The organism is Helicobacter sp. MIT 11-5569 (genome assembly GCF_000765695.2).
GTDB lineage: Bacteria > Campylobacterota > Campylobacteria > Campylobacterales > Helicobacteraceae > Helicobacter_D.
In genome coordinates, this window is sequence record NZ_JRPB02000001.1 from 17,594 (window position 1) to 43,553 (window position 25,960).

22 protein-coding genes are annotated in these 25,960 nt (G+C 34.8%); 16 read left to right on the forward strand and 6 right to left on the reverse strand.

What is annotated here, in order from left to right:
- Positions 1-13: 13 nt before the first annotated feature.
- Positions 14-1,600, reverse strand: a complete 1,587-nt coding sequence (locus tag LS70_RS00095; RefSeq protein ID WP_052083253.1) for an FG-GAP repeat domain-containing protein — start codon at positions 1,598-1,600, stop codon at positions 14-16.
- Positions 1,601-1,862: 262 nt separating this feature from the next.
- On the opposite strand from LS70_RS00095, the gene gdhA reads away from it, so the two are divergent.
- The 4 genes from gdhA to LS70_RS00115 all read left to right on the forward strand — a co-directional run bounded on the left by gdhA (position 1,863) and on the right by LS70_RS00115 (position 6,966).
- Entirely contained in the window at positions 1,863-3,215 is a 1,353-nt protein-coding gene (gene gdhA, locus LS70_RS00100) for an NADP-specific glutamate dehydrogenase (RefSeq protein WP_034287027.1), read from the forward strand.
- A 30-nt stretch (positions 3,216-3,245) separates the two neighbouring features.
- Positions 3,246-4,079 carry a DNA ligase gene (locus LS70_RS00105; protein ID WP_236096398.1) on the forward strand — a complete coding sequence of 278 codons (834 nt, stop codon included), beginning with the start codon at positions 3,246-3,248 and terminating at the stop codon, positions 4,077-4,079.
- A 98-nt stretch (positions 4,080-4,177) separates the two neighbouring features.
- Positions 4,178-5,572: an alanine/glycine:cation symporter family protein gene (locus LS70_RS00110; protein ID WP_034288874.1), complete on the forward strand. Its 1,395-nt coding sequence runs from the start codon at positions 4,178-4,180 to the stop codon at positions 5,570-5,572.
- Positions 5,573-5,625: 53 nt separating this feature from the next.
- Complete coding sequence (locus LS70_RS00115) at positions 5,626-6,966, forward strand: MATE family efflux transporter (RefSeq protein ID WP_034288877.1); 1,341 nt, start codon at positions 5,626-5,628, stop codon at positions 6,964-6,966.
- A 24-nt stretch (positions 6,967-6,990) separates the two neighbouring features.
- Here the strand turns inward: LS70_RS00115 and LS70_RS00120 are convergent, their stop codons facing one another.
- The gene (locus LS70_RS00120) at positions 6,991-7,203 is read right to left on the reverse strand and encodes a hypothetical protein (RefSeq protein WP_034287029.1); all 213 of its coding nucleotides are present in this window, start codon (positions 7,201-7,203) and stop codon (positions 6,991-6,993) included.
- Between the two features lie 125 nt (positions 7,204-7,328).
- Here LS70_RS00120 and serS point away from each other — a divergent pair, with 125 nt between their 5' ends.
- Genes serS through LS70_RS00135 form a run of 3 tightly spaced genes read left to right on the forward strand, consistent with a single transcriptional unit; the run spans position 7,329 to position 11,767 of the window.
- A complete protein-coding gene (gene serS / locus LS70_RS00125) occupies positions 7,329-8,606 on the forward strand; it encodes a serine--tRNA ligase (protein WP_034287031.1) in 1,278 nt (425 codons plus the stop codon).
- A 3-nt stretch (positions 8,607-8,609) separates the two neighbouring features.
- Positions 8,610-11,003, forward strand: coding sequence for a tetratricopeptide repeat protein (locus LS70_RS00130; RefSeq protein WP_138109271.1), 2,394 nt, complete (start codon positions 8,610-8,612; stop codon positions 11,001-11,003).
- Positions 11,003-11,767 carry a TIGR02757 family protein gene (locus tag LS70_RS00135; RefSeq protein ID WP_052083255.1) on the forward strand — a complete coding sequence of 255 codons (765 nt, stop codon included), beginning with the start codon at positions 11,003-11,005 and terminating at the stop codon, positions 11,765-11,767. The genes LS70_RS00130 and LS70_RS00135 overlap by 1 nt, the downstream gene beginning before the upstream one ends.
- An 18-nt stretch (positions 11,768-11,785) precedes the next feature.
- Here LS70_RS00135 and murI read toward each other — a convergent pair whose 3' ends face one another.
- The 4 genes from murI to LS70_RS00155 all read right to left on the reverse strand — a co-directional run bounded on the left by murI (position 11,786) and on the right by LS70_RS00155 (position 15,593).
- Complete coding sequence (murI, locus tag LS70_RS00140) at positions 11,786-12,559, reverse strand: glutamate racemase (RefSeq protein WP_201273940.1); 774 nt, start codon at positions 12,557-12,559, stop codon at positions 11,786-11,788.
- Positions 12,540-13,865: a transcription termination factor Rho gene (gene rho, locus LS70_RS00145; RefSeq protein WP_034287036.1), complete on the reverse strand. Its 1,326-nt coding sequence runs from the start codon at positions 13,863-13,865 to the stop codon at positions 12,540-12,542. The genes murI and rho overlap by 20 nt, the downstream gene beginning before the upstream one ends.
- 175 nt (positions 13,866-14,040) lie before the next feature.
- Entirely contained in the window at positions 14,041-14,670 is a 630-nt protein-coding gene (locus LS70_RS00150; protein WP_034287038.1) for a LysE family translocator, read from the reverse strand.
- The gene (locus tag LS70_RS00155; RefSeq protein ID WP_034287040.1) at positions 14,670-15,593 is read right to left on the reverse strand and encodes an aspartate carbamoyltransferase catalytic subunit; all 924 of its coding nucleotides are present in this window, start codon (positions 15,591-15,593) and stop codon (positions 14,670-14,672) included. Before LS70_RS00155 ends, LS70_RS00150 begins: the two co-directional genes overlap by 1 nt.
- 116 nt (positions 15,594-15,709) lie before the next feature.
- Here LS70_RS00155 and LS70_RS00160 point away from each other — a divergent pair, with 116 nt between their 5' ends.
- The 9 genes from LS70_RS00160 (at position 15,710) to LS70_RS00200 (ending at position 25,954) form a co-directional block, all read left to right on the forward strand.
- Entirely contained in the window at positions 15,710-17,032 is a 1,323-nt protein-coding gene (locus tag LS70_RS00160; RefSeq protein ID WP_034287043.1) for a UDP-glucose dehydrogenase family protein, read from the forward strand.
- Entirely contained in the window at positions 17,033-17,566 is a 534-nt protein-coding gene (locus LS70_RS00165; protein ID WP_034287045.1) for a hypothetical protein, read from the forward strand.
- 38 nt (positions 17,567-17,604) lie between these two features.
- A complete protein-coding gene (gene tlyA, locus LS70_RS00170; protein WP_034288887.1) occupies positions 17,605-18,336 on the forward strand; it encodes a 23S rRNA (cytidine-2'-O)-methyltransferase TlyA in 732 nt (243 codons plus the stop codon).
- Positions 18,302-19,177 (forward strand): bifunctional riboflavin kinase/FAD synthetase, encoded by an 876-nt coding sequence (locus LS70_RS00175; RefSeq protein WP_034287047.1) that lies wholly within the window; start codon positions 18,302-18,304, stop codon positions 19,175-19,177. The genes tlyA and LS70_RS00175 overlap by 35 nt, the downstream gene beginning before the upstream one ends.
- Complete coding sequence (gene cmoA / locus LS70_RS00180) at positions 19,167-19,877, forward strand: carboxy-S-adenosyl-L-methionine synthase CmoA (protein WP_034287049.1); 711 nt, start codon at positions 19,167-19,169, stop codon at positions 19,875-19,877. Before LS70_RS00175 ends, cmoA begins: the two co-directional genes overlap by 11 nt.
- Positions 19,878-19,904: 27 nt before the next feature.
- Positions 19,905-21,056 carry a succinyl-diaminopimelate desuccinylase gene (gene dapE, locus LS70_RS00185; protein ID WP_138109272.1) on the forward strand — a complete coding sequence of 384 codons (1,152 nt, stop codon included), beginning with the start codon at positions 19,905-19,907 and terminating at the stop codon, positions 21,054-21,056.
- Positions 21,057-21,066: 10 nt separating this feature from the next.
- Positions 21,067-23,907 (forward strand): FAD-binding and (Fe-S)-binding domain-containing protein, encoded by a 2,841-nt coding sequence (locus LS70_RS00190; RefSeq protein ID WP_034288427.1) that lies wholly within the window; start codon positions 21,067-21,069, stop codon positions 23,905-23,907.
- A gap of 11 nt (positions 23,908-23,918) precedes the next feature.
- Positions 23,919-24,833 carry a methylenetetrahydrofolate reductase gene (locus LS70_RS00195; protein WP_034288424.1) on the forward strand — a complete coding sequence of 305 codons (915 nt, stop codon included), beginning with the start codon at positions 23,919-23,921 and terminating at the stop codon, positions 24,831-24,833.
- Between the two features lie 83 nt (positions 24,834-24,916).
- On the forward strand, positions 24,917-25,954 hold the full coding sequence (locus LS70_RS00200) for a YeiH family protein (protein ID WP_052083350.1): 1,038 nt from the start codon (positions 24,917-24,919) through the stop codon (positions 25,952-25,954).
- Positions 25,955-25,960: the final 6 nt, after the last annotated feature.

Genomic DNA, 25,960 nt, shown 5'->3' on the forward strand with positions numbered 1-25,960 from the left:
AATGAGCTAAGGGTTATGCTCCTAAAAGTCTAGTAATGCGCAACATATTTAAGGCATTTAAATCAAAAGTATTTGCGCTATCTTTTTGTGTGCTTGGGTCAAAAAGTAGGCGGTTGATATTTTTGTAGCTTGTTTCAAAATGGTTTAGTAGAGATTCTACAAGATTTCCTGTTGTTTTTGGGTTATCATTTTGATTGGATTGGATTTTTCCAAAGTTACTTTCAAGTTTTGCCCACATTTGTGAAAGCTCGAAGCTTACTCCATTTTTTCCACTTTGTAAAGAACTCATACTTAAAGAGATATTTATTTCAATATTAGAGATTTGCGCAAAGCTAATATTGCTATTACTTAGGATACCACTTAAGATTCCGCTACTGCTAGTGTTATTTTGTGCGAATGTAGCTTGTGTGCTTTGGAAGTTAATGTTAGCACCATAAGCTTTACTAGCTAGGATTTGTGAAATGCTTTGTCCGCCTTGTGAGAGAATTGCATCATTTTGCGCTTGGTTTTGCAAAGCTTCATCTTTAATTTTCTCGCTTACTAAGTCAATATGGTGGATTTTTCCATTGTTTCCATTTTCAAAGAGAAAATCAGCAGTTTTTTGTTTGATTCCCAATAAATCGCCATTTTCTCCTCGCATCATTTCTTGACTTTCTTGAGCATTAAGATAAATAACACCGATTCCTTTTTCGCCAAGCCCTACAAGTTGTCCTTCTCCATTGCCATCTGGTGTCCAGATTCTTAATTTGTCATAGATTGGGTCTTCTTTATCAATTTTGCCATCACCATTTGCATCATAGACGCTTAAATCTTTGAACCCATCACCGCTTTTTGTGCCAAAAAGCTCACTGCCATCATTGATTTTGCCATCGCCATTTTTATCAAGTGCTAGGAATCCTGAACCTTTTTTAAGTGTTGCAATTTGGTCTGGTTTGCCATCGCTATCTAAGTCAAAGTGCATTTTGGTATCACTAAGCTCTGTCCCGCTTCCTTCATAATCAATGACAAGTGGGTCAATCACTTTTTTGTTTGATGTTTGTGTATTATTATTGCCAACACCACTAATTTGGAGATTTTGCATAAAGCTTTGTGAGATTCCAATACTAATGTCTAGTTGTCTTTTTGTGCCATCACTTGCGATAATTGTCCCTTGAATAGAAACTTGCAAGGATTGTGAAAAGCCTTGAGAAATGCTAATTCCGCTGCCTAATGCTTTTTGCTCTAAGGTTGCATTTAACAAAGATTCTATACTCAAATTGATATTTTGAGAACTATTAGAAGAATTGCTAGGCTTAAGCCCAAAAATTTCTTCCCATGTTTTTAACATTTCCTCTTTAATTTGAGTAACTTTTTCTAACGCTTTATTGACAATAAGTTTTTGGAAGTCATTTAAGCTTCCGCTACTTAAAGTATTGCTAGAGAGAACCTCTGAAGTTTGTCCATTTCCATCTTTGTCAATGTTAGATTGTGGAACGCTGTTTGCTTGTGTATTTGTAATCTCTTCTTTGGTATTCTTTTGATTTACACTTAAATGCGTGGTGGCTAAAGTGTGTGAAAATTCAAAAGCCTGCAAAGAAGAGAAATTAATGCCTGCTTGCATTGTTTCTCCTTTTACTTTTTGTTTAACATTCTCTATATCGACAATTTTTTAAAAAACTAAATAACTTTTTATAAATTTTTTGTTTATAAGTTTTGTTTTATATCAAAATTAGTGCCAAATTAGCATTATAAAAAACAATGTTTTTAAAGATATAATAATAAAATTAATAAAAAATATTAAGTTATAAGTTTAATTTAAATTTTATTTTAATACAATTTCATCGCGAAAATAATTAGACGCAATTTAAAATAAAGGAATGACAATGTCTTACGCACAAGAAATTATCCAAAGAGTTCAAGTGCTTTATCCAGAGCAAAAAGAGTTTCATCAAGCAGTTAAAGAAGTATTAGAATCTATTGAGCCAGCACTTCAAAAAGATAAGAGGTATCAAAAGAATAAAATTTTAGAGAGAATTGTAATTCCAGAGCGACAAATTAATTTTCGCGTAACTTGGGAAGATGATAAAGGAGAAATCCAAGTTAATCGCGGTTATCGTATTCAGTTTAGCTCTGTGATTGGTCCTTATAAAGGAGGTTTGAGATTCCACCCTAGCGTAACAGAAGGGATTATTAAGTTTTTAGGATTTGAACAAATCTTTAAAAACTCTTTAACCGGGCTTGCTATGGGCGGTGGTAAAGGCGGAAGCGACTTTGACCCAAAAGGAAAAAGTGATAGAGAAGTTATGCGATTCTGTCAAGCTTTTATGAACGAGCTTTATCGTCATATTGGTGCGCATACTGATGTTCCAGCAGGTGATATTGGAGTAGGTGGGCGTGAGATTGGTTATTTGTTTGGGCAATACAAAAAATTAACAAATCGTTATGATGGTGTGCTAACAGGTAAATCTTTGCTTTGGGGGGGTAGCCTTGTGCGCACAGAAGCGACAGGTTATGGAAGTGTGTATTTTGCGCAAGAAATGTTATCACACAGCAATCTTGGCTGTTTAGAAGGCAAAGTGTGCTTAGTTTCTGGTAGTGGAAATGTAGCAATTTACACAGTGGAAAAACTCCAACAACTCGGCGCAAAACCTGTAACAATCAGTGATTCTAAAGGTATGATTTATGATGAAGCAGGAATTGATTTAGCACTTTTAAAAGAGATTAAAGAAGTAAGACGCGAAAGTTTGGAATCTTATGCAAAAGAGCGTAGTAGTGCGAAATGGACTAGCGTGAAAGATTATCCAAGCGACCATAATCCTTTATGGACAATTCCCGCTTTTGCAGCATTTCCTAGCGCAACACAAAATGAAATTAACGCAAAAGATGCAGAGAATTTGCTTAAAAATGGTTGTAAGTGCGTAAGTGAGGGAGCAAATATGCCTTCAACAATTGAAGCAGTGCATAAGTTCTTAGACGCTAAAATCTGCTATGGTCCGGGTAAAGCGGCTAATGCTGGAGGTGTAGCGACAAGCGGACTTGAAATGAGTCAAAATGCCTCTATGAGCTCTTGGACTTTTGAAGAAGTAGATAAAAAGTTGCATAATATTATGAGAAATATTTATGCTAATGCAAGTGAAACAGCAAAAGAATTTGGAGAGCCTACTAACCTTGTGCTTGGAGCGAATATTGCAGGATTCCGTAAAGTTGCAAATGCGATGATTGAGCAAGGGCTATAATTAAATCATCAAATAATCGGGAATAGATATTTGAGATTATTTAAATTATTCCTTTTATTATTTTTGGGTTGGAATCTCCAGATATACGCGGAGATTCCAAGCTTTAGCTTCTATGAAGAACATTGTATTTCTCCACAAGAATTGCCACAATTTGTTATGAGTGAAAAATTTGATGGTGTGCGCGGAATCTGGGACGGAAAGAGTCTAAAAACGCGTAAAGGTAACAGCATTCAAGCTCCAAAATTTTGGCTTGATAATTTTCCTCCTTTTGCGCTTGATGGAGAATTATGGTTTGGTTATAAGAGCTTTGAAAAAACTTCAAGTATTGTGCGGGATTCTATTCCTAATGAAAAAGAGTGGCAAAATATCATTTATTTCGTTTTTGATGTGCAAGGAATTTGTGAAAAATGCACACTAACAATGCGCTTAAAAGAGCTTGAAAATTATTTAAACAAATCTCCTAATGCTTTTATTAAAATCATTCCCCAAATCCCTATACAAAATCGTGAGCATTTGGAATCTTATTATCAAGAGATTTTAAAAAAGGGCGGCGAAGGTGTTGTTTTGCGTAAAAATTCGCATTCTCAAATTGGCTATAAACTGAAACCTTTTACAGACGCAGAATGTATTGTGCAAGGCTATACGCAAGGAAAAGGTAGGAATGCTGGTAGAGTGGGTGCAATTTGGTGTGAGGGAGAGATTCTTGGCGAGAGAAAACGTTTTAAAATTGGCACAGGATTAAAAGATGAAGAGCGCGAAAATCCTCCAAAAATCGGCACGATTATTACTTACAAATATCAAGGTTATACCAAAAATAATATTCCTCGTTTTCCGGTGTTTTTACGTGTTAGAGCAGGAGATTAGTTGTTATAAATTTACAATATAGAAATGTAACTTTATTACATAGTGATAAATATTTTGCTAGAATCTTATAAATTTTAATATAAGGATTCTATGTGGAGATGTTTTATAATCTAGTTGGTGCAATAAGCGGGTTTTTATATACCTATTGGCTTGTTTTTGCACTAATTTTATGTGGATTGTATTTGACGATTAGGACGCGTTTTATTCAGTTGAGATTTTTAAAAGACGCATTTTTGGTTTTAAAAGAACGTGGAAGCAAGGAGCATATTACGCCTTTTGGGGCTTTGATGATTTCTACTGCTTCGCGTGTTGGAATCGGAAATATTGTAGGAGTTTCTGTAGCAATTGCTGGAGGAGGTGTTGGGGCATTGTTTTGGATGTGGATTACTGCGATTGTGGGGGGAGCTAGTGCTTTTGTGGAATCTACGCTTGCACAAGTTTATAAACGCAGAGATGGAGAGCATAATTATAAAGGCGGTCCTGCATATTACATTGAAACAGCGTTAAACTCACGTATGCTTGGTGTAATATTTGCGCTCTCTTTAATTTTTTGCTTTGCATGTGGATTTAATGGATTGCAGTCTTATACGCTAGCATCTTCTTTTGAAATTTTTGTAGGGACAGAAACTTATAATAATAGTTATTTAACAATTTTTATAGGACTTATTTTAGCGGTTTTGGTATCATTTTTCTTTTTTGGTGGGGCGAAAAAATCAGCAGTGATTTCTTCGATTCTTGTCCCTATTATGGCGTTTGGTTATCTTGTGATAGCACTTTGTGTGATTGGAATGAATCTTGATAAGATTCCACTTATTTTTGGAAATGTTTTACAAGAAGCATTTAATTTTGAGGCAATTTTTAGTGGATTTGCTGGAAGTGCGATTGTTATTGGAATCAAACGCGGTTTATTTTCTAATGAAGCGGGTATGGGTTCTGCTCCAAATGCTGCAGCAGCAGCGCATACTAGCCACCCAGCAAAACAAGGAATGGTACAAACTTTATCTGTATTTATTGATACACTTATTATTTGTTCTGCAAGTGCATTTATGGTGCTTTGTTCTAGCATTGATACAAAAAACTTAGCAGGCATGGCTTTAATGCAAGGGGTAATGCAAGGACATTTTGGGACTTTTGGATTGATGTTTGTCAGCATAGCAATCGTGCTTTTTGCTTTTACTTCATTAATTGGAAATTATTTTTATGCAGAGGCAAATTTCAAATTTATTACAGAAAATAAGCTTGCCTTACAAGTTTTTAGGTCTTGTGCTGTGGTTGTTGTTTTTATTGGTGCGCAATTAGATTTATCACTTGCTTGGGATTTAGCAGATGTTTTTATGGGATTTATGGCGAGCATTAATATTGTTGTGATTTTACTTTTGAGCAATATTGCAGTGTTGGTTTTAAAAGATTATGAATCGCAGAGAAAAGCAGGTAAGAATCCTGTGTTTAAAGCATCAGATGTAGGGATTACAAATACAGAGTTTTGGAAGTAGGGATTAAATTTTGTTATAATTGAAGCTTGTATCTTCATAATTCTGGAACAAATGTGTTTGATAGATTGCGTTTTTTTTCTAAAGATAGAAGTCGTAGAATCCTAAATATCGCACTTCCTTCTGGTCTTAATTCATTGCTTGATATTATTAATCTTAGTATTGATTTATTAATGATTGGCACTTTTGGGGCAAATGCGATTGTAGCAGTTGGGGTGAGTTTAAATTTTATCATGCTAATGTTTGCCTTTATTGCGATTATTTTTGTGGGGAATAGCGCACTTGTAGCAAGGTTTTTAGGAGCAAATGATAAAAGAAGTGCAGATGAGGTTGTGCTAAGTTTAACCTTTGCTTCTTTTTGTTTTTCCATACCTTTAATGCTATTAGGATTCTTTGGTTATGAGTTTTTTTTCTCTTGGATTGGAATCTCTAGTGAAGCGCATAGCATTGGGAGTGCATATTTAGCAATCGTGCTTTTTAGTGTGCCTTTGCTTTTGATTAGACAAGTGAGTATCTCTGCATTTTCCGCTGCTGGAGCTACAAAATTTCCTTTTTATATTAAAATTATTATTACACTTATTAATCCTTTTGTGAAGTATATTTTAATTTTTGGCTTTATTTTTATTCCTGCTTTTGGAGTAATTGGAGCGGCTATTGGGACATTGATTATTAACTTTTTAGAAACATCGGCACTTTTTTTACTTTTGCTAATTTATAAAAACAGCCCCATTTCTTTAAAGGGTAGAATCAACTTAGATTATATCAAGCGCGCTTTTATTATCGGGATTCCTAGCGGTTGTGAGCGTCTTTTTACTTTGTTTGCGATTATTATAATGACAAAATTTGTGGCACTTTATGGGACTTATGATTTAGCAGGGTATCAGATTGCAACAAGGATTGAAGGTTTTGCTTTTATGCCCGGATTTGGATTTATGATTGCGGCAATGGCATTAATGGGGCAGAATCTTGGGGCAAAAAAACCCTTAGAGGCAAAATATTCTACTTTAAACACTTTACTTTTAGGTGGAATCTTTATGAGCATTGTTGGATTTTTTATGAGTGTTTTTGCTCCCTTTTGGTCGGGATTTTTTAGCGAGGATTCTGCGACAATTCGTGCAAGCACAATTTATTTAATTCCTATTGGAATTTCACAGGTTGCCTTTGCGTTTATTTGTATTTTAGATGGCGCGTTGCGTGGGGCTGGCATTACAAAAATTACTCTTGTGATTAATAGTGTAATGATTTGGGGATTGCGTGTTTTACCTTGCTATTTGATTGCTACAATGGGCTATCCGGTGTTTTATATTTATATTTGTATTTGTTTAGAAACATTTTTGCGAGCTTTCGTGTATTGGAAAATTTTTCAAAGTGGGATTTGGAGAAAGCAAAAAGTTTAATTAAGATTCCATAATTTTGAAATCTTAATTAATGAGCGCAAAGAATAACTCTAAATTTGAAAGAATGTAGAGTAAAATTACACCAAAACATAATAAAAACGCGACAAAAAAGAGAATCTTTTTTTCAAATCCTGTAAGTCTATCGCGATTTTTACTAATAGAAATTCCAGTAATTGCTAAGATTACTAATGAGATTCCACATAAAATTGAAAGTGTAAGCGCAAAGTTTCCAACCATTTAAACTCCTTAAAAATCGAATTATATATTATCTTTCTTTGATTTTTTCTAATTTATTAAATTTTTAGCCTGTTTTAAAAAGCGGTATTGTAAAATCTTTGCATTTTTAAATTTTTGGGGTATTTATGATTGATTTAAAACTTCTTGTCAGCGATTTTGATTCTGTAGTAGAAAAGCTCTCAAAACGCAATCTTGATGCAACTTTGCTAGATGCTTTGCGCGAGAGTAGTTTAAACTATAAACAAAAGAAAATTGCGCTAGAGGGGTTGCAAGCAGAACAAAATGCAAAAACAAAGTTATTTGCTAGATATAAACAAGAAGGCGGGGACATAATAACACTAAAATCAGAATGCGATGCCTTGAAAGTCAAGATTGATTTATATGCTAAAGAATTAGAAGTTTGGGAGAATAAACTTCAAGAACTAACATATAGTATTCCAAATATTCCAGATTCTAAAACTCCATTTGGCGAAGATGAAAGCGATAATGTAGAGCTTAAAAAGGTGCTAGAGATTCCACAATTTGACTTTAAGCCAAAAGAGCATTGGGAACTTGCCGAGCAAAATGGTTGGATTGATTTTGAACGCGGTGTGAAGCTTGCAAAAAGTCGTTTTAGTGTATTTATGGGAATGGGAGCTAAATTAGAGCGCGCACTTATTAATTATATGTTAGATTTCAACACTGCGCGTGGATTTAGTGAAGTTGGAACGCCAGCGATTGCAAATGCGCAAACGCTTTTTGGAGTAGGGCAGTTGCCAAAGTTTGAAGATGATTTGTTTAAAGTTTCTGAATTTAAAGATGAAGAAAGTGGCAAGGGACACGCTTTATATTTGATTCCAACAGCAGAAGCAACACTTACAAATCTTTATAGTGATGAGATTTTAAAAGAAGATATGCTTCCTATGATGCTAACAGCTTATACGCCATGCTTTAGAAAAGAAGCAGGAAGCGCAGGGCGCGATACAAGAGGGATTATTCGCCAACACCAATTTGATAAAGTAGAGCTTGTCGCACTCACAACGCCACAAGATAGTGATACAATGCAAGAAAGAATGATTGCTTGTGCTTCAGAACTTTTGGTTTCACTCAGGCTTCCTCATCGTCTTGTGCAGCTTTGTGGTGGAGATTTAGGATTTAGTGCAAGCAACACAGTGGATATTGAAGTGTGGCTACCCGGACAAAACTGCTATCGTGAAATTAGCTCGATTTCTAATACACGAGATTTTCAGGCAAGACGCGCTAAGATTCGCTATAAGGATTCTAACAAAAAGAATTGTTTGGTGCATACATTAAATGGTTCTTGTTTAGCAGTTGGGAGAACATTAGTAGCGATTATGGAGAATTACCAAAAAGCTGATGGAAGCATTGAGATTCCACATGTTTTAGAGCCTTATTTGAGATAGTAGATGCCAAACGCGCAAGAAAGCACAGAAAAAACAGCTGATAATAATGTTATACAGCTTGATGATAATTTTAATATTTTAGATGATATTCTAAAAAAAGAACCAGAGTCGCAAAAGCCAGCAAGCAAGTTTGCTAAATTACAAGATTATTTTGTAAAACATAAAAAAATAGCAGTTTTGTTAGCTTTTTTATTTGGGCTTTTATTACTTGCGTTTATTTTTCTTATTGGGGTTCTTTTAACCAAAGAGCATAAAGCTCCACAGCAAACAGAATCGGCAATAACCCCTCCAAAAGAATTTATTATTAATCAAAGCAAAGAACTAATTACAGATGCAGAAAATTTAGAAGCACTGATTAAAAAGGCAAATTTTTTATATACAAATGGAAATAAACAAGAAGCACTAGATTTATATGGGAAAATTTCTAATTATTCTGAAGTTTTGTCTAATTATAATTTAGGTGTAGCTCAAATGGAAGAAAAGGCTTATGCAGAGGCATTAGATTCTTTCCAAAAAGCAATTGACTTAAATGAAGACCGCGTCATTAGCGCGTTAAATGCAGCAGTGTGTTCTCTGCGCTTAGAAGAGCCACTAAAATATCGTTATTATTTGCAGTTAGCACAGACTTATTTGCCGTATTCTGGGAATTTACCTTTGTATTCTTATTTGTATTCTTTGACGAATTTTTATTTGGGGAATTACTTAGAAGCTTTTTCGTCATTGTTGCACAGAAATTCTCCTTATTATGAAAAAGAAAGTGATGCTTTACTTGCTGCAATGTATGCTTATTTTGGAAACAATTATAAAGCCATCGAAGCTCTAAGCAAAAATTCCACAGATGCACACAATTGGTTCAATCTTGCGCTATTATATGCGCGAATTGGGGATTATGAGCGCGCAAATTCACTAATGTTGCAAAGTGTTGATGCGTTTGGCAGCACGCAAGAAACGGATTTTGCATTATTGCTTATTAAAATGAAGCTCCCAGAATACGGACAAGCATCAAAATTATCAAGTAAATACGCAACGAATCAAGTAGCATTAAATAGCAATCCTTATCCTGTTAAAATCACATTAAGAGACGAGTTTTTTAATGTAGATGTTGCGCAAGCAAGATTTTGGGAGAGTTTTACAGGGCAAAAGCTAAATGCGTATAAGATTTTATTTTATTATGCTCCTTATAAAGTTTTTGATGCAGAAGAAGCATTTAGTGTGATTCAAGAAGGTGGAATGAATATCCATATTGAAAATTTACAAGAAGCTAAGGAGATTTTAGTTAGAGGGCAGACAATTTCACGCGTTAATCGTAATATTGCAAATGCGATTTTAGAAACATTAAGCGGAAATATTCGCAATGCAAACGCGCTCTTAAAAAAAGCGGTAGAAACTTATCCAAATCATTCTATTTTGCATTATAATTTAGGGTTAAATTATGCGCAAATGAATGATTTTGACTTAGCTTATCGCCATTTTTTGCGCGCATTTCATTTAAATCCTAGTGATTTAAATGCTGGGCTTTTTGCAATGGTTGCAGCAAGATTGACTTATAGGGATACGGCACGTTTAGAAGAAGAGATTGGTAGAGAGATTATTAATTTTAATGGCAGCGCAATAGAGCAAGAGTTTATACAAGCACTCTTAAACTTTGTGCGCGATGGGATTCCAAATCCTTTAGAATCGCTAGAGAAAGAAAAAAGCAATATGGCAATTTATTATGCTTTAGATTTTGCACAAGGTGTGCAGATGAATAATCAAACATTGCTGATTAAAAGTGCGGAATCTTTAAAGCAAATTTCCCCTCGCGACCCTATTGCAAATTTGCTCGCTTTGCTCGCTTTAAATTATAAAGATGAACCCAAAGCCTTATCTTTAAAGCTTCAACAATATTATCAAGATAAAACAATTAACAAAGACGCTTTTTATTACGGCGCATCTGTGGTTAGAGAGATGTATATTGAAATGGCACATATTATCGGGACGCTGCATTATATTCAGCAAGATTTAGATACGCGTTTAATTACAGAGCAAAAAGATGTGCGCGGTGTGATTCAGGCTTTAGCACTGACTTATTTGTATTTGCAAGAATTTGAAAAATCTTTCACACTTTATAATAGTTTGATTGATGATTTTAAAGAGCAAGATACACAAACACTTTTTTTAACTGCTGTTAGTGCAGTTGGAGCAGGGCATTTAGAGAATGCGGCTGCGCTTTTGCAACTTGCAAAATTAGAAGCACCAACGCATTATGAAACAAGAATCGCAAATGCAATTATTTATCTACAAGAAAAAAACTTTAATGCTGCAAGCGTTCAATTTGGAATGCTTGGGGATTCCAAAGTTGTTTCAAAGTATTTTGATTTTAAAGTGGATACCACACAGATTCTGCAAAATCCCTAATGCAAACGCTTAAGATTCCAAAACGTCCTTCAAAGAAATTTTTGCGCAATTTTTTAGAAGAGCAATATCAAGCTTTTAATCAAGAAAATGCTATCAACAGAACACTTTTAGACCCCTTGCTTGTTGCAAGAGAATTAAAAAGTGAAAAAGTGGCTTTATTTTGTGCATTGTTTGCTTATGGGAATGTGAAGGCGATTTTAAATTTTTTGCAAGGTTGTAATTTAAAAGATTTGGATTCCAAAGAGACTTGTAAGCTTCAAACAATTAAACCTTATCGTTTTCAAAATAATGCAGAAATACAAGATTTTTTTAGTGCGTTATCGCGTTTAGAATCTTTAGAAGAGATTTTTTATCAAGGATATAAAAAATATGGAATCTTAGGTGGAATCCAAACTTTGCAAACAAAAATTTACAACAATTTAACAATATTGGATTCTAAAGGTTTGCGATTCTTACTTTGCGCGCCCATAAATGCGCATAATACATCTCCTTTGAAAAGATGGAATCTCTTTTTGCGTTGGGTTGTGAGAAAAGATTGTTTGGACTTAGGTTTGTGGAGCAGTGTCAAAAAAAGTGATTTATTGCTTCCTCTTGATACGCATACGTTTAGAATCTCAAAACAATTAGGGCTTTTGAAACGTAAAACTTATGATTTTAAATCCGTATTAGAAGTCAGTGAGACTTTAAGGGAATTTGACGCAGATGACCCGATTAAATATGACTTTGCGCTTTATCGGATAGGACAATTTGGAATGCTTGGTTGAATTAAGTGAATTTTTAAATTAGTTTAGCCAAAGATTCGCAATTTTTTCTAAATTTTCTACTGCATCGCTAGCATAAAACTTGACTTGTGCAGGTTTGTTAAAATTTTTTAATATATAGGAGCTATGTAAATATTCCATAATCGCTTCTCCGGAGTGGATAAGTAAGGGTTTTTTGGGGTAGAAATTAGTGATGGAATTTGCAATAAGGGGAAAATGTGTGCAGCCTAGAATGATTGCATCAGGGGTTTGTGGATATTGCTTAAAATAATGCGCAATCGTGGAATCTAAAATTGCCCCTTCAAAGATTCCTTCTTCAACAATAGGGACAAAAAGACTTGTCGCAAGTCCAAAAGTATTATGGTAACCTTCAACACTAAGAAGTTTGCTATAAAGTTTGCTTTGAATGGTTGCTTTTGTGCCTAAAATTAAGATTTTAGAATCCTTATTTGCAAGCTTATTTTTAAGTGCTAGGACACCGGGCTCAATAACTCCTATAATAGGATAGGGTGCGACTTCTTGCATAGCTTTCAATCCATAGGCACTCACGGTATTGCAAGCAATCACAAGCAAATCTAAATTAAAACTTTTGAAAAATTCTAATGCTTCTAAGGAGTATTGTGCAATTGTTTCTGGACTACGCACTCCATAAGGGACGCGCGCGGTGTCGCCATAATAAATAATTTCTTCAAAATTATGCGAATGGATTAGGCTTTTTAAAACACTAATTCCACCAGCCCCGCTATCAAAAACACCGATTTTTTGTGGAATTATTTTAGTCTTTTGCACTATCATTCATCATATTTAAAAATTCTTCATTATCTTTACTTTTTTGCATTTGCGAGTAAAGGAAGGTGAGTGCGTCAATCTCATTATTCATTTGATGAATCGCATTGCGAAGCACCCAAACTTTTTGTAATTTATCTTGCCCTAAAAGCAATTCTTCTTTACGTGTGCCGCTTTTTAAAATATCCATTGCAGGATAGATTCTGCGCTCTGCAATATTTCTAGCAAGCACAATTTCACTATTTCCTGTGCCTTTAAATTCTTCAAAAATCACTTCGTCCATTCTGGAGCCTGTTTCAATCAACGCAGTTGCAATAATTGTCAAGCTTCCGCCTTGTTCAATATTCCTTGCTGCACCAAAAAAACGTTTTGGCTTATGCAGTGCATTTGCATCAACACCACCGCTTAATACCTTTCCACTACTCGGTGTAGCAGTGTTATAAGCCCGTGCTAAACGCGTAATAGAATCTAGCAAAATCACAACATCTTTGCCCATTTCTACCATACGCTTTGCTTTTTCTACAACAAGCTCTGCCACACGTGTATGATTGTTTGCGGGCATATCAAAAGTGGAGCTATACACTTCACCTTTAACACTTCGTTCCATATCTGTAACTTCTTCTGGACGCTCATCGACAAGCAAAACAATCAATTCTACTTCTGGGTGATTGTGTGTGATTCCATAAGCGAGCTCTTTCATAAGCTCGGTTTTACCTGTCCTTGGTGGAGCGACAATTAGTGCGCGTTGCCCCTTGCCAATGGGTGCGAAAAGGTCTAGCATTCTGCCTGTGATTTTAAAGCTATTATATTCTAGTTTGATTTGCTCTGTTGGGAAAAGGGGGGTGAGATTATCAAAAAGCGGGCGGTTTTTCATCTCTTCTGGAGACTGATAATTAATCGCCTCTACCTTAAGGAGTGCGTAATAACGTTCTTGGTCTTTAGGTGAGCGAACTTGCCCAGTGATAATATCACCATTTCTTAAAGTAAATCTACGAATTTGTGTGCTACTAACATAAGCGTCATTTTGAGAACCTGAGAAGTTTTCATCAATAGCACGCAAGAATCCATAGCCTTCGCTTGTAATTTCTAGGATTCCGGTAAATAGGATAAATCCACCTTTACTAACTTGGGTTTTAAGAATTTCAAAAATTAAATCTTGACGCAAAAATTCTTGGGGATTTTCAATACCTAGTGAGATGGCAATTTCTGCAAGCTTATTGATAGGCTTTGCACGCAATTCTTCAATAGTGTGTCCTTCAACAGGCGTATGTGTGCGGGTTTTATGTTCTTTTTTATTTGCGGATTGTTCGCTCATTTTTTACCTTAGAATTTGATTTAGGATTCCTTGCAAAAGTTTAAACATGACATAGAAATTTTGGGAAATTTGGGATTATATCCAAAAGTAGTGTTGCACCTTTATAGTTTCTTGGTTTTGCAATGAAGTAATGCGGAATTTTAATCTAAAAGCCCTTTCTTGTCAAGATTTTTTGTTATAAAGCCATAAAGTTACGATAACTTGTAAAGAATAAAAGCAAGGCAAAGCACAAAAATAAGATTCCACAAATCTTATCAATCGTATAAAATAAGGAATTGCTAATAAATTTTCTAAAGAAAGTTGCAAGAAAAATCACTAAGATAAACGCAGAAGTTAAACTTGTTAGCAATACAATAAGGCTTAATGCAAGATGATTGTCGATAAAAGGAGTGATGATTAGCCCAAAAAATAGAATTGCTTTGGGATTTGAGAGATTTATCAGTAAGCCTTTTGGCAAGAGAGAATATAGAGTTTTTCTCTGCAAGGATTCACGATTTGTAGAATTTGTGTTTAATGTAATATTAGGATTTGCTTTAAACAAAAGCAAGTAAGCAATATAAGAGAGATAGATTCCACCTAATGCGCATAAAATTGCTTGCATAAAATATCCGCTGACAAAATGCGCAAAACCAAAATAAACTAGACTTAAAAATATAATCCAGCCACAAAAGATTCCAAAAAAGCTTAAAAAACCTGCTTTTATACCATAATTTAGCGTATTTTTAAGTGTAAATAAAATATCAGGACCAGGCGTTAAAGCGGTAATAAATCCCACAGAAAATAATGTGAAAAGCTCTAAAACCATTAAAAGTAAGGGAAGTTTTTTGGAAGTTTTGTTTGATTGCTATGGATTAGCGTTTCTAAAACTGCCATACGAATCGCAACCCCATGTGTTACTTGCTCTAAAACCTTGCAGCGCGGGTCTTTTAGCATAGAATCGCTAATATCAATATTGCGATGCACGGGTCCTGGGTGTAATAAAATAATATTGCGATTTCCAAAAAGCTCTTTTGTGATGCAATAATCACTTGCATAATCTCTAAGACTAGAATAAATCGGATAATCGTGGCGTTCTGTCTGTGTGCGCAAGCTCATTACTGCATCTACGGAATCAATAGCTTCTTTTAAAAACAGGCAATGGCGTAATTTTGTTTTAGGGATAAAATGCGGAGGACCTACTAGAATCACTTCCATACCAAAACGTCCTAAAAGCTCAATATTGCTATTTGCAACACGAGAATTACGAATATCGCCCACAATAGCAATTTTTTTGCCCTCCAGATTCCCTAAATGTTTGCGCAAAGTGAGCAAATCCAAGAGTGCTTGTGTAGGATGAGCGTGCGCGCCATCACCACCATTAATAATAGAACAAGTAACATATTTTGAGAGAATATTTGGCACACCAGAATTTTTGTGGCGCACAACAATTGCACTAGGTTGCATTGCATTAAGATTTGCAGCAGTGTCAAAGAGCGTTTCTCCCTTTGTTGTGGAGCTTCTTGAAACATCTAAGCGCACAACGCTACCACCTAGTCTTTTAGTAGCGACTTCAAAACTTGAAAGCGTGCGGGTGGAGTTTTCAAAAAAGATAGTAATAACAATATGCCCATTAAGCGCATTTTTGCTATTTAATGTGTTTTTGGAATCTAAATAGTTTTGCGCTAAATCTAAGATTCCTTCTATTTCTTCTTTGCTGAAATCTTTTGTTTCTAGTAGGTGACGCGCCATTTTAAGCCTTAAATTACAAAATAGCAACATTATAAATTTATTTTGCTTTAAGTTTGCTTTGTTTTTCTAATTATGAGAATATGCTAAAATTGCAGAAAAATTTAGGATTAACAAAGATGAATATAGCAATTATTGGCACAGGTTATGTGGGATTAGTCAGTGGTGCGTGTTTAGCAGATATGGGAAATAATGTGATTTGTGTAGATGTTGTAGAATCTAAAATCCAAAAATTAAGAAATGGTGAGATTCCAATTTTTGAACCGGGTTTAGAAGAGATTGTGCAAAAAAATATCAGTAATGGAAACTTGCATTTTACAACCGCGCTTAAAGAAGCTTTAAATAAAGCCGAAGTTGCTTTTATTGCTGTTGGAACTCCTATGGAGGAAGATGGAAGTGCGGATTTGCAATATGTGTTAGGGGTAGCAAAAGAGATTGGGCAACATTTGGAATCTAAAATGCTAATTGTCGATAAATCTACCGTTCCAGTTGGCACAGCGCAAAAAGTAAAAGATATAATTAGCGCAGAATTACAAAAGCGTCAAGTTGCGATTCCATTTAGTGTGGCGAGCAATCCAGAGTTTTTAAAAGAAGGCGATGCGATTAATGATTTTTTAAAACCCGATAGAGTGGTGATTGGGATAGAAGAAGATTGGGCAAAAGAGATTTTAAAAGAAGTATATGCGCCTTTTTTGAGAAGCTCTGATAGATTGATTGTAATGGATATTAAAAGTGCTGAAATGACAAAATACGCAGCAAATGCAATGCTTGCTACAAAAATTAGTTTTATGAATGAAATGGCAAATATTTGTGAAGCAGTAGGGGCAGATATTAATGCTGTGCGTTTGGGGATTGGAAGTGATAAGCGCATTGGATATAGTTTTATTTATCCGGGTTGTGGGTATGGTGGAAGTTGTTTTCCAAAAGATGTTAAAGCATTAGAAAAGATAGCAAAAGATAATGGTAGAGAAGCTAGAATCTTGCAAGCAGTTGAAGAAGTCAATATTGCACAAAAAAGAATCTTGGGACAGAAAATTCTTAAGCATTTTAAAGGGGATTTAAAGGGTAAGCGTATTGGAGTTTGGGGGCTTAGTTTTAAACCCGGAACAGATGATATGCGCGAGGCAACTTCTATTGTGCTTATTAAAGAGTTGGTGCAAAATGGAGCAAAAGTTAGCGTGTATGACCCAAAAGCAATGCAAGAAGCGCAAGAATTTTATTTAAAAGGAATCCCAAATATTACGTATTGTAATAACAAATATGATGCTTTAAATCATTGTGAAGCAATGGTGCTGGTTACAGAATGGAAAGAATTTAGAAGCCCAGATTTTTTAGAGATAAAGGAGCGTTTAGAATCGCCAGTGATTTTTGATGGACGCAATCAGTATAATGCAAAACGTCTTAAAGAGCTTGGTTTTACTTATTATCAAATCGGAGTTTAAATGTTAAAAGAGATAATTTTTGGCATAGCTTTTGTTTTTTTTGTGGGTTGTGAGAGTGTCAAATCTGCTATTGTGCCACAAAAATTTGAAGAAGCTTATATTCAAGCGACAAGAAAAACAGAATTAATTGTTGATGATAGAGTGCAAGTCGTGTTAATCGTTACGCATTTAAACGCTTTTGATAAAGAGAAATATCCAGAAAATGCTAATGAGGTGTTTTTTTTAGATGTGTATCAGAGTTTTCAACATGGAATAGAGAATCCTAAGAAATTTTTTGAAAATGGATTCCATTTGACGCTTAGCAATGGAGAAACTCCGATAAAAATTACAGAGATAAAAAAAGAGGATTTACAAGGACTTATGCAAAGTAATGCTACGCGTTGGGGCGAGTATTATATTGTCGAGTTTTTGCCCCAAGATAAGCGCACACAAAATAGCTTGCAATTGTTTTTAAGGCATAAAGATTTTGGAGAGAATTTTTTAAATTTTGGATTTAAGCCTTTAGATAAGGAAGATTTAAAGGATAGGCGTTAATGCAAATACAGAATTCAACATTGCAAGAAATTTGTAATTTGCGTCTTGATATTGCTTGTGTGAAGCTTGGAATTGCACCTACGCGAAACAAAGCGCATGCTTTAATTCAAAAGGGCAAAGTTTGTATTAATGGAATCCCTTGTGTGAAGAGCGCGTATAAGCTTCTTGCGCAAGATAAAATTACAAGTTTGGAATCCCAAATGTTTGTAAGTCGTGCTGGAGAGAAGTTATATTATTTTTTAGAAGAATATAACTCCCTAGACTATAAAGGCAAAAGCGCATTAGATATTGGAGCAAGCACGGGGGGATTTTGTGAAGTTTTGCTACAAAAAGGCGTGGAATCTGTGGTGTGTGTTGATGTGGGGAATAATCAATTGCATAATTCTTTAAGAGAAAATGCTCGTGTAAAAAGTTATGAAAATACAGATATTAGAGATTTTGCAAAAAGACATGCAAAACAATATGCAAAAAAGTTTGATATTGTGGTTTGCGATGTTTCTTTTATTGGGTTAAAAGATATTTTAGATTCTATTGTTGTGCTTTCTAGTTATCAGGTCATTTTGCTTTTTAAGCCACAATTTGAAGTAGGGCGAGAAATTAAGCGCAATAAAAAAGGTGTGGTGCAAAATAGAGAAGCGATTAAGGAATCTTTGGAGAATATGCTGATATTGCTTAAAAAAAGTGGTTTTGGGATTTTAGAATGTAAAGAATCAAAAATTGCAGGAAAGGAAGGAAATGTTGAGTTTTTTATCGCTTGCCAAAAACTCTAAACTTGCAAATAGTATTACAAGTGTTGCACTTGGCAAGTTTGATGGTTTGCATTTGGGACATCAAGCACTTTTTGAAAAATTAGATGAACATGGGGCGATTTTGTGCATTGAGCAAGGTTGTGGAGTGCTATTGCCTAAAAAATATAGAGATTTTTATGTGAAATTTCCGATTTTTCATATTGGTTTAGATGTTGTGCGTTATCAAAATGATAAGGAATTTGTAGGATTTTTGCAAAGTGTATTGCCAAACTTAAAGCGTATTGTTGTGGGTTATGATTTTAGATTTGGTAAGGATAGATTCTATTATACTTTTGATTTATCTAAGTATTTTAAAGGCGAAGTTGTTGTTGTTAATGAAGTGTTTTACAAAAAGCTTTCTGTGCATAGCGGCTTAATTAAAGAATTATTATTAAATGGAAATGTTAAGCAAGCAAGCAAGTTTTTAGGACGTCTTTATGAAATTAGAGGGGATATTATCAGAGGACAAGGACTTGGAAGAAAAGAGTTGTATGCTACGATAAATCTTTGCAATGACGGATTTTTACTTCCACAAGAAGGCGTTTATGCGGGATATATTCAGCTTGGAGCGCAAAGCCAAAGCACTCCAAAATATCCAGCGGTGATTTTTGTAGGGAATCGTTTAAGCACAGATAAGTCTTTTTCTATCGAGGGGCACTTGCTAGGAATGCAGCTAGAAGTTAAAGAAAAAGAAGCAGGATTTTATTTTGTAAAAAAAATCCGTAATAATCGTAAGTTTGATAATTTAGAATCTCTAAAAGAGCAAATTTGTGAGGATATAAAAGAAACATATAGAATCTTAAAGGTGAAAAATGACGGATAAAGTTTTTATGCAAACGCCGCAAAAACAATTTGAGTTTGACGCAAAAGTTGCAGGCGTTTTTGATGATATGTTAAGTCGAAGTATTCCATATTATAAGGAAGTTTTAGCATTGAGTGCGGATTTTGCGCTAGAATATGCAAAAAAAGATTCCATAATCTTAGATTTAGGAACTTCTACTGGCGCAATGCTGGTAGAGATTGCTTCAAAAGCTAAAATACCTTTGAGATTCTATGGAATAGATAATGCACAAAGTATGCTTGATTATGCGCAAAAGAAACTAGATGCCTATGGAATGCAAGCGCATTTAATTTGTGGAGATATTTTACAAGAGCAATTTCCTAAAAGTGATGTGATTATCGCAAATTATACTTTGCAGTTTATCCGCCCATTAGAAAGGGAAAAGCTAGCGCAGAAGATTTTTAATGCTTTAAATGTTGGTGGAATCTTTATTTTTTCAGAAAAAATTATTTGTGAGAATAAAACTTTAGATTTTAAAATGATTCAGTATTATTTGGAGAGCAAAAAAAAGCGCGGTTATAGCGAGTTTGAGATTAGTAAAAAGCGTGAAGCTTTAGAAAATGTGCTAATCCCTTATAGCGAAAAAGAGAATCGGACAATGTTGAGCAATGCTGGGTTTAGCCATATTCAAACATTATTTTGCTGGGTAAATTTTGCAACTTTTATTGCAATAAAAGAATAAATTAAATAAATGATTAAGGGATTATAAATGCAGATACAGCAAATACAAAATTCACAAACACTAGAAGTTTTAAAAAACCTTATCTCTTATCCAAGTATAACACCAAAAGAATGTGGAATCTATGCTTATATTTGCGCAATTTTGCCAGAATTTAAAGCTTTATGCTTTGATAAAAATGGTGTGAAAAATATATTTTTATATAAGGATTTTATGGAATCTAAAAATACAGATTCTAAAGTTGCGCATTTATGTTTTGCAGGACATATTGATGTTGTCCCACCGGGTGAAGGTTGGGAGAGTGAGCCTTTTGTTCCATTGCAAAAAGATGGTTTTCTTTATGGGAGAGGAGCGCAAGATATGAAAGGGGGAGTTGCTGCTTTTGTATGTGCAATAAGGGAGTTTTTGGATTCCAATAAGGCATTTGATGGAATCCTATCTGTGCTTTTAACAAGTGATGAAGAAGGCGATGCAATTTTTGGCACAAAATATGCGCTTGAAGAGTTAGAAAAACTAGACTTACTTCCTGATTTTGCAGTCGTTGCAGAACCGACTTGTGTAGAGAAATTTGGAGATATGATTAAAGTTGGCAGGCGCGGTTCTATTAATGGCAAACTAACAATCTTTGGCAAGCAAGGGCATGTCGCGTATCCTAATAAATGTGTGAATCCTGTGGAGTTAATCGCGCCTATGCTTAGTGGAATCGCGGGCTTTGATTTGGATAAAGGCAGTGCAGAGTTTGAACCTAGTAAGATTGTTATTACAGATATACGCGGGGGAATGGAAGTTGTCAATGTAACGCCTAGTGATTTAAAAATAATGTTTAATATGCGCAATTCTACATTAACATGCTTAGAAGATTTGCAGGCATATTTAGAGAATCTTTTAAGTGCGATTCCACATCATTTGGAGCTAAAACAGAGTTCTAAGCCTTTTTTGACAGATACAGAAAATAAGATTGTGCAAAAAATGGTAGAAGTGTTGGAATCTCAAAATGGTTTTGCTCCTATGCTTAGCACAAGTGGTGGGACAAGTGATGCGCGCTATTTTGCAGAATTTGGAGTGCGTGTTGTAGAATGTGGTGTGTGTAATGATAGAATCCACTCACTTAATGAAAGGGTGAAAATTACAGAAGTGGAAGCATTAAAGCAAGTCTTTAAGTGTTTATTAGAAAATTTCTAAAGGAGAGAATATGCAATCTATTAACGCATTTTTAGAGGTGGCAAAAGAAGTCTTTAAAGAAAGAGTTTTTACGGATTATTTAAGGAGATTTGCTTATGGTGTTGATGCTTCGTGCTATCGTTATATTCCTAAAGCGGTAGTTTGGGCAGAAAATGAGCAAGAAATTTCTACATTAATTAAGCTTGCAAAGCAGTTTGATGTTCCTTTGACCTTTAGAGCAGCTGGGACTTCTCTAAGCGGACAAGCATGTAGTGATAGTGTTTTGGTAGTATGTTTTTGGAGAGAGATTAAAGTTTCACATAATGCAGAAAGTATTTGGTGTGATTGTGGAGTGATTGGCATAGAAGCAAATAATGCTCTAGCTCCTTATAGCAAAAAAATAGGACCAGACCCAGCAACGCTTGCAAGTGCGCAAATTGGAGGGATTTTTTCTAATAATTCTAGTGGAATGTGCTGTGGTGTGAAGCAAAATAGTTATAACACGATTAAATCTATTAGAATGATTTTAAGTGATGGTAGTATTTTGGATACTTCTGATACAGAATCTTTTGAAGCATTTTGCAACACACATACAGAGCTTATTAGTGAGCTTATGGAATTGCATGAAGAAGTGAATGTCGATACGGAATTAAAAGCAAGGATTGCCAAAAAATTTTCTATCAAAAATACAACAGGATATAGTTTAAATGCTTTGGTAGATTTTGATAATCCAAAAGATATTTTAAACCATATTTTCATTGGAGCAGAGGGGACGCTTGGATTTGTAAGTCGTGTGGAATATGAAGCAGTGCCAGATTTACAACATAAAGCTTGCGCACTTTTGTTTTTTTCAGATATTTATGCTGCAACAGAGGCAATTTTACTTTTTGCAGAAAATGAGAAAATTATTAGTGCAGCAGAAATTATGGATTATGCTTGTTTGCAAAGTGTGCAGCATTTAGAAGGAGTGCCTAAGGAAATTTTAGAAATCCAAGAGGGAAATTGTGCGATTTTGATTCAATTAGAATCGCAAGATAGAGAAACTTTAGAAAAAAATATTGCAGATTTAACGCCAAAAATTGAGGCTTTAAAAACACGTTTTGCAGTGCGATTTAGCTTTGATAAAGTCGAGCAAGATTCTTGGTGGTTGATTAGAAAAGGGATTTTACCTATTGCTGCTGGAAGTCGTCCTAAAGGTAGCACGGTAATTACAGAGGATATTTGCTTTTTTATTAAGGATTTCACAAAAGGAATCGCTGAGGTAATGGAATTGTTTGAAAAATACCATTTTAAAGGGATTATTTTTGGACATGCCTTAAGTGGAAATGTGCATTTTATTATTACACCTAATTTAAATCAAGAACAAGAAGCAAAAAACTTTGCGCTTTTTATGGAGGAGTTAGCGCATAGGGTTGCAAAATATCAAGGAAGTATTAAAGCAGAGCATGGCACAGGAAGAATGGTTGCACCATTTGTAGAGTTAGAATGGGGAGAAAAAGCTTATCATATCCATAAGCGCATTAAGAAAATTTTTGATAAGGATAATATTTTCAATCCTGATGTAATTATTAGCGAAGATAAAGCAATCCACACTAAGAATCTTAAACCTTCTTTAGAGCATAATGATGCGGTAAATGCGTTAATTGGAAAATGTATGGAGTGTGGATTTTGCGAGAAGCATTGTCCAACGCTTGGATTTACGCTTACTCCGCGACAGAGAATTAGCGTGTATCAAGAAATTTGTCGCTTAGAAGCAAAATCAGGTTTAAGTGTGCAAGAAAAAGAGGAATTAAAAAGTTTAAAAGAAGGATATACTTATTTTGGAGTGGAGAGTTGCGCGACTTGTTCTGCTTGTGCAAATCTTTGTCCTTTGCAGATTGATACTGCAAATATTGCAAAACTAACTAAAATTGGAAAATCTCCAAATACAGCGCGTTTTGTTGCAAAGAATTTTGAAACATTAATGCCAATCTTTAAAACTTCCTTAAATATCGCAAATGCAACACAAGAAATTTCCAAGCCTTTTTCTAAAACCTTGCACCAGTGGGAAAAAACACCGATAATGTTAGATTATTTTCCAACTGCAAATCCTAAGAAAGAATTTCATAATATAAAAAATCCTGCAGCAACACAAAAAGTTGTGTATTTTTCATCGTGTTTAAATCGGGTATTTGCTCCACCAAAAGAAGCAGAGGATAAACGTAGCATTCAAGAGGTTTTTGAGGCATTGTGCCAAAAAGCAGGAATAGAGATTATTTATCCACAGAATCTTTTAGGATTATGTTGTTCTAAGGCTTTTAAAGATTATAAAGAAAGCGCAATGCAAGTTGCATTAAAAAGCTTTGAAGCATTAAAAGAAGCAAGCGAAGATGGCGCGATTCCTATTGTTTGCGACCATAGTGCTTGTGCATTAGAATTATTAGAAAGGGCGCAAGAATTTGGAGTTTTGAAAAATGTGTGTTTGAAGATTGAGGATATGCCAAGTTTTGTTTTAGAATCCGTGATTCCAAATCTTAAGATTACACAAAAGCAAGATTCTATCGGTGTTTATGCACCTTGTGCGACAAGACATTATAAACACAAAACAAATAATGAAAACGCAATTTTAGAGATTGCAAAACTTTGTGCGAGTGATGTAAAGGTGCATAGCGGGACAAAATGTTGTGGGTTTGCAGGGAATAAAGGATTTTTAGATCCTAAGTTAAACCAACATGCATTAAGTTCTTTTGTAAAATTTTATGAAAAATCCCCTATCACGAAGGGATATTCAAGCTCAAGCACTTGTGAGATTGGTTTAAGCGCAAATACGCAAAAAGTTTGGCAACATATTATTTATTTGCTAGATTCTTGCGCGCAAAAACCTAATATTTAGATGAGGTATTTATGGAAAGTCAAGCAATAGAATCTTTTATGCAAAAACTTCAAAATGGTGCAAAATGCTATACTTATGAGTTTTCAGCCCCAGCTAGTTTTAATCTTGATGTGCTTTTTGAAACATTAAAACAACAAAAATTTTTACAAAATATTGACGCATTTGTTTGCACAGATTCTCCTCTTGGTAAGCTCAAGCATAGTGCAGTTTTAGCGAGTTTGAAACTGCAAAATGCTTTTAAGATTCCAAGTATTGCAACAATTTCTATGCGCGATAAAAATACGCTTGCATTACAAAGTGAATTAATCGGTATGAATAGCTTAGATTTACGCCTTGTTTTGGCTTTAACCGGAGACCCTTTGCGTCTTGGGAATCAACCACAAGCAAAAGGGGTTTTTGAAGGAAGTAGCGCATTGCTTTTAAAAATTATTTGTGCGCTTAATGCTAGCAAAGATATTAATGGAGGAAATTTGCAGGGAGAATCCAAAAGTATTTATCCTTTTTGTGTGTTAAATTCTTATGCAAAGAATAAAGAAAATTTGTATAGAAAAATGTGTGAAAAAATCCAAAATGGGGCATTAGCAATTTTTACACAGCCTATTTATGATATTAATATTGCAGAAGAGCTTTTAGAATGGTGTGCTAAAATCAATGCACAATATAATAAAAAATGTGTGCTTATGTTTGGATTTTTTCCGATTACTAGCTATAAAACTGCATTTTTTTTGCACCATAAATTACCCGGTGTTTTTGTGCCAAAAGATTGGCTTATTGCTTTGGAGAATGCTAGCAAAGAAGGCAATGAAGAGCAAATTGGTTTGCAAAAAAGTCAAGCGTTATTTAAAGATTTAAGCGCATTGCAGCAAAGATTCCATTTTATGAGTGCAAACAAACCAGACGTGATTAAGAAAATTTTGGAAAACTAGCTTTTATTGTCTAAAAATTTATAAAAATTTGTTAAACTTCCGCGATTTAAGATTGCAAAGTTTAAAATTTTGAGGTGTAAATAATGGCGCAAAATCATCAAATATCTAAATACGTATTGATAAAAGATTTATTGAAAGATTGGCTAAATGGTTTTGTTTTGGTTCTTTTAGTGAGCCTAGCAAGCTATTATATTGCAGCTTTGCCTATGATTGCAAAGTTGCATTTATCGCCTTTGATTATTGGTGTTGTATTTGGAATCTTTGCTTCTCCGCTTTTTCGAAATGCACAGGAATCTTGTGAAAAAGCTGTTGTTTTTAGCGCAAAAAAGCTTTTAAGGCTTGGTATTATTTTGTATGGTTTTAATGTAACATTGGGAAGTATCGCAAGTGTGGGCTTAAATGGGATTGTATTAAGCATTGTTGTTGTAGTAGCAATTTTGGTGCTTGGTTATGTCATTGGTGTGAAATTTTTAAAACTCGATAAAGAAATTGCAATTTTAGTAAGTGGTGGAAGTGCAATTTGTGGAGCAGCTGCGGTTTTAGCATTGGAATCTTCGCTAAAATCAAAACCTTATAAAGGAATCATAGCTGTAGGGACGGTTGTCATTTTTGGGCTATTAGGAATGTTTTTGTATCCGCTAGCTTATGCGCTTGGAATCGTGCATTTGAATCTAACGCAAGAAGGATATTACATAGGGCTTACCTTGCATGAGCTTGCAAATGTTGTAGGAGCTGGTGGGGCGATTTCTCCACAAACACAAGAAGTTGCATTGATTGTTAAAATGATTCGTGTGATTCTTCTTGTAGCTGTTTTGTTAGTTGTGCCTTATTTCTTTGCAGAAAGTAAAGAGGGGGAGCGCAGAAAATTACATATTCCTTGGTTTGCATTTTGGTTTTTAGGAGTTGTGATTTTGCATTCGTTAGTAGCTTTGCCTGAAGTTGTTGTTGGAATCTTTAGATTTTTATCTGCCTTTTTCTTGGTAATGGCGATGAGTGCTTTAGGTTTGCAAGTGGATTTAAAGAAGTTTTTAGAGTTTGGTGGTAAAGCTTTTGTTCTTGCGCTTATTTTGTTTGGGATTCTTACTTTTGGGGGATTCTCACTTGTGTATTATTTTGTGTAGAGAGAA